Below are 12,963 nucleotides of genomic sequence, written 5' to 3'. Positions count from 1 at the left end.
GCGCCATCAGCCGCCCAGGATGGGCCGCAGCGTGGCCGCTTCCTGCTCCATGAAGGTGAAGAAGGCGGCGACCCGCGGCGTCTTGCGCAACGCGGGCGTGGTGAGGATGCGCCAGACGCGCGTGAGTTCGGGCACCGGCCCGAACAGCCGCTGCAGGTCGGACTCCGCGTCCCCGAGCGCCGTGGGCAGCGCGCCGATGGCGACACCCGCCTTCACCGACTGCACCAGTCCCAGCACGCTGCTGCTGGTGGCCGCCACGGTCGCCGAGGGCAGCGACTGCCGCAGCCATGCGCTCAGTCTGTGGTCGGCCATGGAGGCATCGAAGGCGACCCAGGGATGGGCGATGGCTTCCTCCAGCGAACGGGGAGCGCCGTGCTGCGCCACGTAGTCGCGCGAGGCATAGACGGCCCAGAGCGAATCGGCCACCTTGCGCCCCACCAGGTTGGCGTCCACGGTGTCGCCGGAGCGTAGCGCGACGTCCGCATCACCCCGGCCGAGGTCCATGCAGCGGTCGCTGATCACGAACTCCACCCGCAGGCGCGGATGCGCGAGCTTCAGGCGTTCCAGCAAAGGCGACCGGGTGATGCGCTGCACCAGCGGCTCCGGGCAGGTGAGGCGCACCACCCCATTGAGCTCACGCGCCGAGCCGCGGATGTGCAGCTCCAGCGCCGCCACTTCCCGCTCCACCGCCTCGGCCAGGGGCAGCAACTCCCGCCCGTACGCCGTGAGACGGTAGCCCGCGGGGTGCCGCTCGACCAGCGCCTGGCCGATGCGGCGCTCCAGCTCGGCGACGCGCCGCTGTACCGTGGACTGGTCCACCTGCAGCAGTCGCGCGGCGGCAGTGGTGCTGCCCTGCCGGGCGACCGCCAGGAAGGGCTTCAAATCGTCCCATTCGAACATCGCACCTCCCGCATTCCTGCGGCCCCATTATGCAAAGCGGCGGCTGTTCGCCGGACTGCATGCTGCGTAGAGTCCGCTGCATCCCCGCACCGGAGTTGCCCATGCAAAGCCACCTGATCGCCGCCGCACTCGCCGTGCTTTCGCTGTCCGCCGCCTTCCCGGCCGCAGCGCACGAGGGAGGCCTGGCCCGTCCGCAGATGCTGTTGCGCGAAGCGGTGCAGGGCATGCCGCGCGGCGAGACCCAGGAGGTGCGGGTGCTCGCCGCCACCTTCCAGCCGGGCGACCGCACGGTGTTCCACACGCACCGTTCCCCGGTGACCGTGTACGTGCTGGAAGGCCAGTTCACGCTCGAGCTGGAAGGACGCGCGCCGGTGACCGTCGCCGCCGGACAGTCGTACGTGGAACCGCCGCAGGTGCGCATGACCGGCTACAACCGCAGCACGACGCAGCCGTTGCGCGTGGTGATCTTCTACGTGAGCGAACCGGGAACGCCCTTCCTGGACGAAGCGAAGTAGCCTCTCGCCAGGGGCCCGCACCCTCAGCCCGCCGCCGGCGCCTGCTCGGTCGCGAGCCGCTCGATGGTGCGGCCGGGCATGAAATACACCAGCGGCACCAGCACGTAGATGGCCACCGACAGCCACACCGACACCCAGGCCAGCGGCACCGCCGCCAGGTAGAGCAGGACGCTCAGGGCGTTGCGCCGGTTGGAGCGGCGGTGGACCGCGGACAGCGCCGCGTCGTCCAGCTGCTGGCGCGCGATCTCGCGGCGCAGCAGGTCGAAGGCGACGCCGCAGAGGGCCAGCACCAGCCCGTACAGCGCCACCGCCAGCGGCGCCAGGTGGTTCTCGCCCATGTAGCCGGTGGTGAAGGGCACCAGCGACAGCCAGAACAGCAGGTGGTTGTTCCACCAGAGGATGCGGCCGCTGACCTGCCGGGCCGTGTGGACCAAGTGGTGGTGGTTCACCCACAGGATAGCCACCACCAGGAAGGACAGCGCGTAGCTGAGGAACACCGGGGTGAGCCGCAGCAGCCCTTCGACCGTCGGGTCGTGCGGCACCTTCAGCTCCAGCACCATGATCGTGATGATGATGGCGATCACGCCGTCGCTGAAGGCCTCCAGGCGGTTCTTGCCGAGTGTCTGCATGGGCGGCCCTCCTGCGCGCCATAGTGCCATGCGCTTCGCGCGCTGGCGAGGGGGGCGGCGCTATCCCGGCTGCATCGCCGGCAGCTGCTCGCGCACGAAGTCCACGAAGGCGCGCGTGCGGGCCGGGAGCAGCCGCGCATGCGGATAGACGACGGTGATCGGCCGCGGCGGCAGCTCGAATTCCTCCAGCACGATGCGCAGCTTCTTCTGCGCCACCAGCGGGGCCACCTGGTAGGAGAAGAACATGCCGAAGCCGGCGCCTTCGCTGCACGCCTGCACCGCGGGCCAGACATGGTTGAAGGCGAGGTTGCCGGTGACCGGCACCTGGAACGAGCGCCCCTTGTCGCTGAAGTCGCCCCACTGGGTGCGGTTGCCCAGCACGCGCAGGCAGTTGGCCTGCAGCAGGTCGCGCGGATGGCGCGGCACGCCGTGGCGGCGCAGCAGTTCCGGCGTGGCGACCACCACGCGCCGGGTTTGGCCGACCTGCCGCGCCACCAGGGAGGAGTCCTCCAGCCGGCCGATGCGGATGCCCAGGTCCTGCCCTTCCTCCAGCAGGTTGACCACCCGGTCCAGCAGCAGCAGCGAGCAGTGCAGCCCGGGGTGCGCCTGCACGAAGCGCGTGACCAGGGGCGCGACGTACATCTGGCCGAACAGCACCGGTGCAGTGATGTGCAGGTGGCCGACCGGCCGGGCGACGCCGGCGCTCAGCGCGGACTCCGCTTCCTGCATCGCGGCCAGCAGTTCGCGCGAGCGCTCCAGGTGCTGGCGTCCCTCGTCGGTCAGCGCGATGCGCCGCGTCGTGCGGTGGAACAGGCGCACGCCCAGGTGCGCCTCGTAGGCCGCGAGGGTGCGCACCATTGCGGGCAGCGAGCTGCCCAGGTCGCGCGCGGCGGCGGTGAGGCTGCCGGCGTCGGCGATGCGCACGAAGGCTTCCATGGCACGGAGCCGGTCCATGGGCCGGGATATTAATCCGCTGGCGGCAGGAGTGTCCTGCAAGCCGCCCCATTTATTGCCGGATGCGCAGCAAACACAATGACCGCATCCCCATCCACGAGGAGCCCGCCATGGCCGCATCCGTTCCCGCCACCCCCATCCGCCACCACCGCATGGCGCTGTCCGGCCACTGCCACCGCGTCGAGCTGCTGCTGTCCCTGCTCGGGCTGCCCTACGAGAACGTCGAAGTGGACCTGAAGGCCGGCGAACACAAGCGGCCCGCCTTCCTGGCGCGCAACCGCTTCGGCCAGGTGCCGGTGATCGAGGACGGCGACCTCATGCTGGCCGACTCCAACGCCATCATGGTCTACCTGGAAGCGCGCTACGCACCGGGACGCTTCATGCCGCGCGACCCGGTGGGCGCCGCGCGGGTGCAGCGCTGGCTGTCGGTAGCGGCCGGGCCGCTGGCGTTCGGACCTGCGCTGGCCCGGATCATCACGCTGTTCGGCCGCGCGGACGATCCGCAACCCGCGATCGCGCGGGCGCAGCAGCTCTTCGGCGTCATGGAGGCGGAGCTCACCGAACGGCCCTGGCTCGCGGGCGCGCAGCCGACGCTGGCCGACCTCGCCAACTACGCCTACGTCGCGCGGGCGCCGGAAGGCAACGTGTCGCTGCAGGAGTATCCGGCGCTGCGGGCCTGGCTGCAGCGCATCGAGGCGCTGCCCGGCTTCGTGCCCTTCGCCAAGTCGCCGGTGGGGCTGGCCGCATGAACGACCCGGGCATCGGCGCCTGGCATGCGGGCGAGCGCCTGCTGCAGGAGCGCGCCGGCGTGGGCGCGCGCATGGCGGAGATCGGGCCCCGGCTGCTGCGCGACTTCATGCCGGAACAGCACCGCGCGTTCTTCGCCGAGCTGCCCTTCGTGGTGGCGGGCACCCTCGACGACGAGGGGCAGCCCTGGGCCACGCTGGTGGCGGGCCCGGTGGGCTTCGCGCAATCACCCACGCCGCAACTGCTGCGGCTGGGTTCCGGCGCCACCTGGGACGAGGACGTGCGCGGGCACCTGCAGGTCGGCGCCGCCGTCGGCTTGCTGGGCCTGCAGGCCCACACCGGCCGGCGCAACCGTGCCAACGGCCGGATCGCGGCGATCGGCGCGCAGGGCGTGGACATCGCCGTGGCGCAGAGCTTCGGCAACTGCCCCAAGTACATCCGGCCGCGGCAGGCGTTCCACGCGCCGGTGACGACGCCGTCGCGCCGCAGCGTCTCCGGCGTCCTGTCCGCCGAGACGCGGCGCATCGTCGAAATCGCCGACACCTTCTTCATCGCCACCGCGCATCCGCGGGCAAGCCAGGCGCAGGCCAGCGCGGAGGGCGTGGACGTGTCGCACCGCGGCGGTCCCGCCGGATTCGTGCAGGTGGCCGCTGACGGCACGCTGCGGGTGCGCGACTACGTGGGCAACTCCTTCTTCAACACCCTGGGCAACCTGCAGCTCGAGCCGCGCTGCGGCCTGCTGTTCGTGGATGTCGCCAGCGGCGACCGCCTGCAGATCGCCGGCCATGCCGAGGTGCTGTGGGAGCCGGAGCGGCCGGCCGACGCGCCCGCGACCGAACGCCTGCTCCGCATCGAGGTGCGGCAGGCGGTGCTGGTGCGGGGCGGTTTGCCGCTGCGCTGGGAGGCGCCCGCAGGCGCATGACGCGCCCATGAGGGCGCGCGCGTGGACGGCCGCAGGAACCGGTTCCTGCCTTACAGGCCGTGGTGGCAGTTACCGGCCGAGGCCTTGCTGAATTCCGAGCCGGGCACGCCGTCGTCGAGGCCGGCGCCCTGCTCGACCACGGGCGTCGCGGGAAGGGCCGGTCCGGTGGTCGAGCGCGCAACGACCGTGGTCAGCAGCGCCGCTTCGGTCGCCCGGGCCAGTTCGGTCTGCGAGGACGGCGTGACCAGCGCCGCCACGGCCAGGCCGCCGATCAGCAGCAAGGCGGCCGCGCCGGCCCAGCGCGGACGCAGGCGCTCGGACAGCGGTGGCAACGCCGCGCGGCCGGGTTCCGGCGCGGCTTGCCGTTCATGGACGAGGTAGCACATCGGGGGCTCCTTCGAAGGATCCGGCCAGTATGGTTCGCGGATCGGCACATTCAAGGACGGAATGACGGCCCGGCGGCAACGCCAAGCTTGCACCAGATCAAGACGCGCCGAGGCCCCACGCTCTATAAGCCGGGTCCCTCGTGACTTCCCTTGCCATGCAATCCGTTTCCTCCGTTTCCTCTTCTTCCCCCGTGTTCTTGGCGCCGGAGGCGGCGCGCGCCTGCGAGCCGGCGATCGCCGGCCACCGCGTCGAGCTGCAACTGCTCACCACGCTCAAGTGCAACCTGAAATGCAGCTACTGCTCCCTGGGGGTGGGCGACGTGCTGGGCTCGCAGACCCAGGTGGACTACGGCATCGACCAGCTCGCCCGGTTCGCGTCCACCCAGCTGGCGGGCAAGGAGGTGGTGGTCACCTTCTACGGCGGCGAGCCCACGCTGAACCGGCCGATGATGGCGCAGGTGATGGAGCGCTTTCCGCACTGGCGCTTCCAGCTGCAGACCAACGGCACGCTGATCGACGACGTTCCGGAGTGGATGCTGCAGCGCCTGTCCAACGTGCTGGTCTCCATCGACGGCGGTGAGGCGATCACCGATGGCTACCGCGGCCGCGGCATCTACCGGCAAGTGCTGAAGAACCTGCGGCTGGTGCACGGGCAGGTGGGCGGCAGCATCACGGCGCGCGTCACCTGGAGCAATCCCGCCACCACCTTCGAGGAGCTCGATGCGCTGCTGGCCGAGGACTCGCCCTTCGACTACCTCTATTGGCAGTTCGTCGCCGACGAGATGTACGGCGACGACAGCATCGCGCAGCGCAAGGCGGTGCTGCGCCAACTGGTCGAGCGTTTCTTCGCGCGCACCGATGCGCTCTATCCGGTCATCCCGCTGATGGGCATCGTGCGCAACCAGCTGCTGCCGGGTCGCGCCCGGGAGCTGTACGGCGGCCGCACCCAGTGCCGGGCGTCCTCCCACCTGCTCAACGTGATGCCCGATGGCCGCATCTTCCCCTGTCCCGACATGCTGTACGAAGGCGGCATGCAGATGGGCAGCGTGCAGGGCAACTGGCTCAAGCCCAGCCCGCTGCAGCAGGCGCCCGGCATGCCCTGCGGCGAGTGCGAGGCCTATGCCTGGTGCCGCGGCAACTGCATGAAGAACCTGCACCGCGCCTACGTGCAGGGCGATGCGCGCTACCGCAGCGCGGTGGTCGAGCCGATCTGCGAGCTGGTGCGCTGGCTGGGCGAAGAGATCGCCCGCCACGATCCGCAGGCCTGGTTCGCCCGGCTGCCGGTCGCGCAGCGCCGCCAGCTCACCGACTGCGAGGTCTACGAGTATGTCGAAGTGATGCCTTGAAGCGGCAGGGTCATGCTGCGCGCTCACTCCGCAGGTCGGCAAAAAAAAGCCGCCGGCGCGGGGCCGGCGGCTGGTCTCACGGGTTGAGCGTCAGTTGTAGCGGTACACGGCGGACTTGCTGGTGCCGTCCAGCATGCGGTAGCCGAGCAGCGCACCGCGGCTGCCGCTGGTGGTGTTGAAGGCGGGGATCGGGTCCGTGGACAGCACTACGGAAGTGGCGCCGCGCGGCACGCGCGTCTGCGAGCCGAAGCTGCCGCCGGCGATCACCGGCAGGGCGCTGCCGATCTGCTGCGCCGCGATGTTCTGCGTCCAGTCCACCAGCAGGCTGCTCTGGGCGCCCGCAAGCGAACCGGCAGGGTCCAGCGCGGCCAGCAGCTGGGCACCGGGCGTGTTCCAGGGCAGTTTCACGCCCTGGGTGGCGCGCACCAGGTCGGACAGCAGCGTCTTGGTCACCACCACGTCGGGCGTTCCGGTGTTGGCGCCGTAGAACAGCTCGAACTGGTATTGCGCCGGGCGCACGAAGCGCGAGGGATCGAAGCCGACGTCGGTCGTCTGCACCCAGAGCATCTTGTTGACCAGGCCGGTGCTCGGGTTGGGCGCCAGCGTGGTGGCGCTCGATCCGGTCAGGCCGGCGGTCTGCTCGAACCAGATGTTGGGGCAGTTGGTCGTGCTGCCCGCGTTGCCGCACTGGCTGCCGGTGGTGAGCGCGCTGCCGTCCTTGTTGTACAGGTCCATCCATTGCTGGGTGGTGGAAACGGGGGCGATGTAGGTCACGCCGCCGACGGGCAGGCCGGGGCCGGTCACGCGCGCGTACTTCACGCGCTGGCCGCCGCGCACGCTGCCGGGACCGTTCGGATTGATCAGGAACTGCACGCCGCTCTGGAAGGTGCTGAGGTTGCTGGTGGCGCCCGCCTTGAACTGCTCCGTGCGCCGGATCACCAGCTTCACCGAAGTGTCCACGCCCTGCTGGTTGCCGGTGAGCCACCACTCCGTGGCACGGGTGGCCGATGACGAATTGGGAATGCGTGCGGCGACCGTGATGAAGTTGCCCGGGTCGCCGTTGGCATCGACGAAGCGGAAGTTCAGGATCGCGCGGTCCTTGATGGCCAGGCCCGTGCCGCTCGCCGAGGCCGGGTAGTAGGCGATGACCTCGGGCACGCTGAACTTCGCCCCGGTCATCGAGTCGCTGGTCATCAGGCCGTAGAAGAACTGTCCGCCTTCATAGCCGTTGTGCAGGAAATCCATGCCGGCGGCGTTGCCGGTGTCGGCGACGATGTCCTGGCAGGCGGGGGCCGCGCCCGTGATCGAGGGGCCGCCGTTGACGCCGGCGATCGTGGTGTCCGTGCCCGTCACGCGGCTGGCCGTCGGCACCGCGAAGCAGGTGTTGAAGGTCTGCGCCGCGATCTGCGTGGCGGCGGACAGCGTCGAGACGGAAGTGTCCGGCGCCGTCAGCACGGTGGCCTTGCCGGTCGCCGAGGCCAGCAGGATCGGCGTCTGGTTGTCGACGGTGATCAGGGCCGGCGCGCCGGTGGCCGGATCGGTCGTGACCTTCACCACGTCCAGCACCAGGTCGGCGGTGTTGCCGGTGTTGTCGGCCGTCGCGGCGGTGATGGCGGTGGTGAAGGGGTCGTAGCCGGCCGGCACGCCGATGGCGGTCAGCACCGGCGCCAGCTGCGCCACGACGTTGGTGGTGATCGCGGCGAGCTGCGTGGCGTCCACCGTGCCGCTGCTGACCACGGCCAGCGCATTGGCCGGCGACACCAGCTGCGCCACGATGGCGGTGGTGAGCGGCGTCACGTTCATGGTGAGCGCGGAGCCGGCCGGCGGCGTGGTGGTGGACACGCTCACCATCGGCGGCTTGTCGCCGGTGGGATCGGTGACGACGATGAAGAACGGCGCCACCTGGCCCGACTTGAGCGTGCAGGTGTAGGCGCCCAGCGCCGTGGTGGTGATGGCCGTCTCGACGCAGGGCGAATTGCCGGCGGCGTTGGTGATGGTGACCGGCGCGTTCGCGAGCGCCGCGCCCGTGGCGGCGGTGCCGGTGAGCTGGCTCGCGACCACCGTGGGCGTGGTGGTCGTGGTCGTGGTGTTGCTGGTCGTCGTCGTCGTGGCGGGCGTGGTGCTGCCCGCCGTGTCCGAACCTCCGCCTCCGCCGCAGCCGCTGGCCAGCAACGCCATGCCGGCGGCCAGCGCCAGCAGGGATTTCGATGCACTCCTCATGGGGATCTCCTTCTTCGACGCAAACAGGGACGCGGCACGCGTGGCACGCCGCGTCGCGATTACACGAAGCGGGGTCCCACGGAGCCATCCCATGAACTCGGGACCACGCGTTCACCCGTTCGGCAGAGGCGGCTGGGCTATCCTGTGCGGACTTTCGTGGAGGACGGGCAAGGACGATGCGACCCTGGCGGGTACTGGTGGTGGAAGACGACGTGGCGACCCGCGACTTCTTCGCGGACGCGGTGCGGCGCGATGCGGGACTGTTGCTGGCGGGCTACGCCGGAACGGTGGCGCAAGCCGTGGCCTGGCTGGATGCGCCGCACGAGCCGCTGGACGTGTTGCTGGTGGACCTCGGACTGCCCGATGGCAGCGGCCTGGAAGTGATCCGGCGCGTGCTGCGCACCGAGCCCGGCTGCGAAGCCCTGGTGATCTCCATGTTCGGCGATGAGGAGAACGTGCTGGCCAGCATCGAGGCCGGCGCCATGGGCTACATCCACAAGGACTCCTCGCCCGACGACATCGCCGGGGTGATCCGGGAGATGAAGGAGGGCGGCTCGCCCATCTCGCCGATGATCGCGCGCCGGATGCTCGCGCGCTTCCGCGTCCGCGGACCGCAGAGCGAGCCCGTGCCCTCGACGCCCAACGCGGACGCGCCGGTGCTGTCGCCGCGCGAGCAGGAGGTGCTGGAGCTGATCGCCCGCGGCTTCTCGTATGCCGACATCGCGCGGCTGCGGGGGCTGAGCATCCACACCGTGCAGACGCACATCAAGCATCTGTACTCCAAGCTGGCGGTGTCCTCGCGCAGCGAGGCGGTGTACGAGGCGACCCAACTGGGGCTGCTGCGCCCCCCGGGGCGCATCTGAAGCGGCTGGCCCGGCTGGCCGGCCGGCTGCTGGTGGCGGCCGCGCTGCTGGCCGCAGCGGCCGCGCGGCCCGCGGCGGCGGACGTGGTGCGGCTGACCGAGGCCCGGGTCGAGAGCGTCACGCGCGCGGGCACCGTGCGCGAGACGGTGGCGCTGCCCTATCACTGGGACCGCAAGCACGGCGGCCTGCCCGGCTCCGCCACTTTCGAGATCCGCTTCCCGTTCGCGCACGTGCCGCTGGGCTCCACCGCGATCTATATCTCGCGCATCGGCAACGTCTACGCGCTGGAGCTCAACGGGGCGCTGCTGCAGGAGAAAGGCGAACTGGACGATCCGGGCGGGGCGGACTACGCCAAGGCCCCCCGCATGATCGACATCCCCGGCGGCCTGCTGGCGCAGGACAACCTGCTGCGCGTGCGCATCCGCGCCGACACCGGGCGGCGCGGCGGCCTGGGCCCCGTGGTGCTGGGGCCCGCCGAGGAACTGGAGCCCCTGTACCGCGAGGACCTGGTGGCGCAGAACGGCGTCGCGCTCGCGATCATGGTGCTGAGCCTGCTGGTGGCCACGACGGCGCTGGCGCTGTGGCTCACGCAGAAGGATCCGCGCAGCGACGGCGGGCGCGACCGCCTCTACCTGTTCGTGTGCGTCGCCGAGCTGAGCTGGGCCCTGCGCCTGGCCAACCTGCTGATCGAGCAGCCGCCGCTGTCCTGGCGCCCCTGGTCGGCGCTGATGCTGGTGGCCTACGCCGCCTGGGCCGCGGGCATGATGTCCTTCTGCTGCGAGCTCGCCGGCTGGACCCGGCAGCGCTCCGGCCGCGTGGCGGTCGCAGGCGCCTGGCTGCTGCCCGTGCTCGCGCCGCTGGCGGCGGAAGCGAGCTGGCGGCTCGCGAGCACGGCGCCCGTGACCGGGTTCTACGCGGCCAGCGCCCTGGTGCTGGGCGGCTTCGCGGTGTTCCTGTGCCGCGCGGCCCTGCGCCCCGGCGCCTCGCTGGAGCTGCGGCTGATGGCGCTGGCGATCCTGGTCAACGTGCTGGTGGGCGTGCGCGACATGCTGCTCTATCGATTCGACGGCGCCTATGGCCAGACGACCATCTGGCTGCGCTATTCCTCGGCCCTGTTCGGCCTGGCCCTGGGCTACGTCGTGATCCTGCGGTTCCGAGCCACCAACGCCGCGCTGCGCGCGCTGCTGGGGAGCCTCGCCGCGCAGGTGCGGGCCAAGGAGGAGGCACTGGGCCGCAGCTACGCGCAGCTGGAGCAGCTCGCCCGGCAGCAGGAGCGCACCGCCGAGCGCACCCGCATCCTGCGCGACATGCACGACGGCGTGGGCGCGCACCTGAGCGCCGCCATCCGCCAGCTGCAGTCGGGCCGTGGCGAGCACGGCGAGGTGCTCGCCACGCTGCGCGATGCGCTGGAGCAGCTGAAGCTGTCCATCGACGCGATGAACCTGCCGCCGGGCGACATCAACGCCTTGCTGGCGGGGCTGCGCTACCGGCTGGAGCCGCGCTTCGCCGCCTCCGACCTGAAGCTGGAGTGGGAGGTGGACGAACTCGATCCCATCCCCCGGCTGGACCCCGCGGCCATGCGCCAGCTGCAGTTCATGGTGTTCGAAGCCCTGTCCAACGTGCTGCAGCATGCCCGCGCGCGGGTGCTGCGGATCGAGGCGCGGCGCGAGGGCGAAGCGGCGCGGGTGCGGATCGTGGACGACGGCTGCGGCTTCGACGTGCAGGCCCGCGCGCGCAAGGGCCTGCAGGCCATGCGCGACCGCGCCGCCGCCATCGGCGCGCAGCTGCGGTTCGAAAGCGCTCCCGGCCGCACGGTGGTGGAGATCGCGCTGGCGGCCTGAGCCAGGTGATGCGGGCACAATGCGCTGGCCGTCCCGGCCGGTGCGGACAGCGCAGACCTGAAGGAGAACCCATGAAGAAGACCGTTGGAATGGTGGGCATCGGCATGATGGGCCACGGCATCGCCAGCAACCTCGCGAAGCACGGCCACCCGCTGGTGCTGTTCGAACATCCCGGCAACCAGCCGCTGGACGCGCTCAAGGCGGCCGGCGCCGCGACGGTGACCAGCACCTCCGAACTGGCGGCGCGTTCGGACGTCGTGATCCTGGTGCTGACCGGCTCGCCGCAGGTGGAAGCGGTGCTCACCGGCGCCGGCGGCGTGCTGCAGGGCCTGCGTGCCGGCAGCGTCGTGATCGACTGCTCCACGGCGCTGCCCGGCTCCACGGTGAAGATGGCGCAGGCGGTGCAGGCCGCGGGCGGCCGCTTCCTCGATGCGCCGATGACGCGCACGCCCAAGGAAGCCGCCGAAGGGCGACTGAACCTGCTGGTCGGCGGCGACGCCGCCCTGCTGGAGGAGTGCCGCCCGCTGCTGGCCTGCTTCGCCGAGAACATCACGCACGTGGGCGCGACCGGCGCGGGGCACAGCATGAAGCTGCTGCACAACTACGTATCGCTGGGCATGGTGTCGCTGCTGGCGGAAGCCGCCGCCTGCGCGGAGCACGGCGGGGTGGCGATGGCGTCCTTCGTCGAAGTGCTGGCCAAGGGCGGCGGCGGCGGCGTGGCGCTGGAACGGATCAAGTCCTACCTGCTGGCGCGCGATCCCTCGGGGCTGCGCTTTTCCATCGCGAACGCGGCCAAGGACCTCGGCTACTACAACGCGATGGCCGGGGACGCCGGTGCGCGCAAGGACATCGCGGCCGCGGTGCTGGCGACGTTGGAGACGGCGCTGGCGAAGTCGGGACCGGCCGCGCTGGTGCCGGAACTGGCCACGCTGCTGGCGTGAGCAGCGCGGACGCCGGGGCTCCCGGCTCTTCGCCGGACACCTGCGCGCCTGCGCTCAGGCCACGGTCGCTTCTTCGCTGCTGCGCCGCATCGCCGACCACAGCGCTTCCGGTGGCTGCGCTCCCGACAGGGCGAACCGTCCGTTGAAGACGAACAGCGGCACGCCGGTCACGGGCGCCGGTTGTGCGGTGGGCCGGGCATCCAGCCAGGGCAGTGCCGACGTGGCGTCCATGCCGGTCTCCTGCGCGATCGCCAGCAGGGTCTCGCTGTCGCCGAGGTCTTCGCCGCGCCGGAAGTAGGCGTCGAACAGCCGTTCCAGCAGGGCATCGACGCTTTCCGGCCGCTGGATCGCCGCGAACTCCAGCAAGCGGTGCGCGCGGGCCGTGTTCGGGAAGCGCTCGATGCGCGCGAGGTCGATGTCCACGCCCGCTTGCGCCGCCGCGGCCTGGACCTGCGCCTGCCGCTGGCGCACGGCTTGCGGGCTGCCCAGTCGCCGCAGATAGAAATCGGCGAAGGGCCAGCCTTCCGCCGGCACCTGCGGGATGAGTTGCACGGCACGCCAGTGCACCTGCACCTGCAGATCCGGGTCGGTCTGTGCGAAGCGCTCCAGCGCGCGCGCGAGCTGGCGCTTGCCGATCAGGCACCAGGGACAGACCAGCTCGACGAAGACGTCGATGCGCAGCGCGCGCGTCATGGCGGC

The 12,963-nt window shown here is 71.2% G+C and carries 13 protein-coding genes; 7 read left to right on the top strand and 6 right to left on the bottom strand.

Going from position 1 to position 12,963, the window contains the following annotated elements:
- Window positions 1–6: 6 nt before the first annotated feature.
- The gene (locus AC1DSA_RS09670; protein ID WP_477888460.1) at window positions 7–900 is read right to left on the bottom strand and encodes a LysR family transcriptional regulator; all 894 of its coding nucleotides are present in this window, start codon (window positions 898–900) and stop codon (window positions 7–9) included.
- Window positions 901–1,001: 101 nt separating this feature from the next.
- Here AC1DSA_RS09670 and AC1DSA_RS09665 point away from each other — a divergent pair, with 101 nt between their 5' ends.
- Complete coding sequence (locus tag AC1DSA_RS09665) at window positions 1,002–1,415, top strand: cupin domain-containing protein (RefSeq protein WP_477888458.1); 414 nt, start codon at window positions 1,002–1,004, stop codon at window positions 1,413–1,415.
- Between the two features lie 23 nt (window positions 1,416–1,438).
- Here the strand turns inward: AC1DSA_RS09665 and AC1DSA_RS09660 are convergent, their stop codons facing one another.
- Both AC1DSA_RS09660 and AC1DSA_RS09655 read right to left on the bottom strand, forming a co-directional pair.
- Window positions 1,439–2,044, bottom strand: a complete 606-nt coding sequence (locus tag AC1DSA_RS09660) for a TMEM175 family protein (protein WP_477888456.1) — start codon at window positions 2,042–2,044, stop codon at window positions 1,439–1,441.
- Between the two features lie 60 nt (window positions 2,045–2,104).
- Window positions 2,105–2,998: a LysR family transcriptional regulator gene (locus tag AC1DSA_RS09655; protein ID WP_477888454.1), complete on the bottom strand. Its 894-nt coding sequence runs from the start codon at window positions 2,996–2,998 to the stop codon at window positions 2,105–2,107.
- A gap of 110 nt (window positions 2,999–3,108) precedes the next feature.
- Between AC1DSA_RS09655 and AC1DSA_RS09650 the strand changes: the two genes are divergently transcribed.
- On the top strand, window positions 3,109–3,747 hold the full coding sequence (locus AC1DSA_RS09650; protein WP_477888452.1) for a glutathione S-transferase family protein: 639 nt from the start codon (window positions 3,109–3,111) through the stop codon (window positions 3,745–3,747).
- Entirely contained in the window at window positions 3,744–4,667 is a 924-nt protein-coding gene (locus AC1DSA_RS09645) for a pyridoxamine 5'-phosphate oxidase family protein (RefSeq protein ID WP_477888450.1), read from the top strand. Before AC1DSA_RS09650 ends, AC1DSA_RS09645 begins: the two co-directional genes overlap by 4 nt.
- Window positions 4,668–4,717: 50 nt before the next feature.
- On the opposite strand, the gene AC1DSA_RS09640 is transcribed toward AC1DSA_RS09645, so the two are convergent.
- Window positions 4,718–5,053 (bottom strand): hypothetical protein, encoded by a 336-nt coding sequence (locus AC1DSA_RS09640; protein WP_477888448.1) that lies wholly within the window; start codon window positions 5,051–5,053, stop codon window positions 4,718–4,720.
- Window positions 5,054–5,208: 155 nt separating this feature from the next.
- Here AC1DSA_RS09640 and AC1DSA_RS09635 point away from each other — a divergent pair, with 155 nt between their 5' ends.
- A complete protein-coding gene (locus tag AC1DSA_RS09635) occupies window positions 5,209–6,399 on the top strand; it encodes a radical SAM protein (RefSeq protein ID WP_477888446.1) in 1,191 nt (396 codons plus the stop codon).
- Between the two features lie 90 nt (window positions 6,400–6,489).
- Here AC1DSA_RS09635 and AC1DSA_RS09630 read toward each other — a convergent pair whose 3' ends face one another.
- The gene (locus tag AC1DSA_RS09630; protein WP_477888444.1) at window positions 6,490–8,619 is read right to left on the bottom strand and encodes a hypothetical protein; all 2,130 of its coding nucleotides are present in this window, start codon (window positions 8,617–8,619) and stop codon (window positions 6,490–6,492) included.
- Between the two features lie 176 nt (window positions 8,620–8,795).
- On the opposite strand from AC1DSA_RS09630, the gene AC1DSA_RS09625 reads away from it, so the two are divergent.
- From AC1DSA_RS09625 to AC1DSA_RS09615, 3 genes are read left to right on the top strand one after another with little or no spacing between them, the layout of a single operon-like run.
- Entirely contained in the window at window positions 8,796–9,482 is a 687-nt protein-coding gene (locus tag AC1DSA_RS09625) for a response regulator (RefSeq protein WP_477888442.1), read from the top strand.
- A 32-nt stretch (window positions 9,483–9,514) separates the two neighbouring features.
- Window positions 9,515–11,323 carry a sensor histidine kinase gene (locus AC1DSA_RS09620; RefSeq protein ID WP_477888440.1) on the top strand — a complete coding sequence of 603 codons (1,809 nt, stop codon included), beginning with the start codon at window positions 9,515–9,517 and terminating at the stop codon, window positions 11,321–11,323.
- Between the two features lie 8 nt (window positions 11,324–11,331).
- On the top strand, window positions 11,332–12,264 hold the full coding sequence (locus tag AC1DSA_RS09615) for an NAD(P)-dependent oxidoreductase (protein WP_477888438.1): 933 nt from the start codon (window positions 11,332–11,334) through the stop codon (window positions 12,262–12,264).
- Window positions 12,265–12,318: 54 nt separating this feature from the next.
- On the opposite strand, the gene AC1DSA_RS09610 is transcribed toward AC1DSA_RS09615, so the two are convergent.
- Window positions 12,319–12,957: a DsbA family oxidoreductase gene (locus AC1DSA_RS09610; RefSeq protein ID WP_477888436.1), complete on the bottom strand. Its 639-nt coding sequence runs from the start codon at window positions 12,955–12,957 to the stop codon at window positions 12,319–12,321.
- Window positions 12,958–12,963 lie beyond the last annotated feature (6 nt).

It is taken from the genome of Ramlibacter sp. P4_H7 (assembly GCF_056400765.1).
The sequence above is the reverse complement of the archived record's forward strand: the minus strand, read 5'-3'. Positions and strand labels throughout refer to the sequence as shown.

Bases quoted from the DNA above. Each gene is read 5' to 3' on its own strand.
- AC1DSA_RS09670 (WP_477888460.1), bottom strand. From the start codon at position 900: ATGTTCGAATGGGACGATTTGAAGCCCTTCCTGGCGGTCGCCCGGCAG.
- AC1DSA_RS09665 (WP_477888458.1), top strand. From the start codon at position 1,002: ATGCAAAGCCACCTGATCGCCGCCGCACTCGCCGTGCTTTCGCTGTCC.
- AC1DSA_RS09660 (WP_477888456.1), bottom strand. From the start codon at position 2,044: ATGCAGACACTCGGCAAGAACCGCCTGGAGGCCTTCAGCGACGGCGTG.
- AC1DSA_RS09655 (WP_477888454.1), bottom strand. From the start codon at position 2,998: ATGGACCGGCTCCGTGCCATGGAAGCCTTCGTGCGCATCGCCGACGCC.
- AC1DSA_RS09650 (WP_477888452.1), top strand. From the start codon at position 3,109: ATGGCCGCATCCGTTCCCGCCACCCCCATCCGCCACCACCGCATGGCG.
- AC1DSA_RS09645 (WP_477888450.1), top strand. From the start codon at position 3,744: ATGAACGACCCGGGCATCGGCGCCTGGCATGCGGGCGAGCGCCTGCTG.
- AC1DSA_RS09640 (WP_477888448.1), bottom strand. From the start codon at position 5,053: ATGTGCTACCTCGTCCATGAACGGCAAGCCGCGCCGGAACCCGGCCGC.
- AC1DSA_RS09635 (WP_477888446.1), top strand. From the start codon at position 5,209: ATGCAATCCGTTTCCTCCGTTTCCTCTTCTTCCCCCGTGTTCTTGGCG.
- AC1DSA_RS09630 (WP_477888444.1), bottom strand. From the start codon at position 8,619: ATGAGGAGTGCATCGAAATCCCTGCTGGCGCTGGCCGCCGGCATGGCG.
- AC1DSA_RS09625 (WP_477888442.1), top strand. From the start codon at position 8,796: ATGCGACCCTGGCGGGTACTGGTGGTGGAAGACGACGTGGCGACCCGC.
- AC1DSA_RS09615 (WP_477888438.1), top strand. From the start codon at position 11,332: ATGCGGGCACAATGCGCTGGCCGTCCCGGCCGGTGCGGACAGCGCAGA.
- AC1DSA_RS09610 (WP_477888436.1), bottom strand. From the start codon at position 12,957: ATGACGCGCGCGCTGCGCATCGACGTCTTCGTCGAGCTGGTCTGTCCC.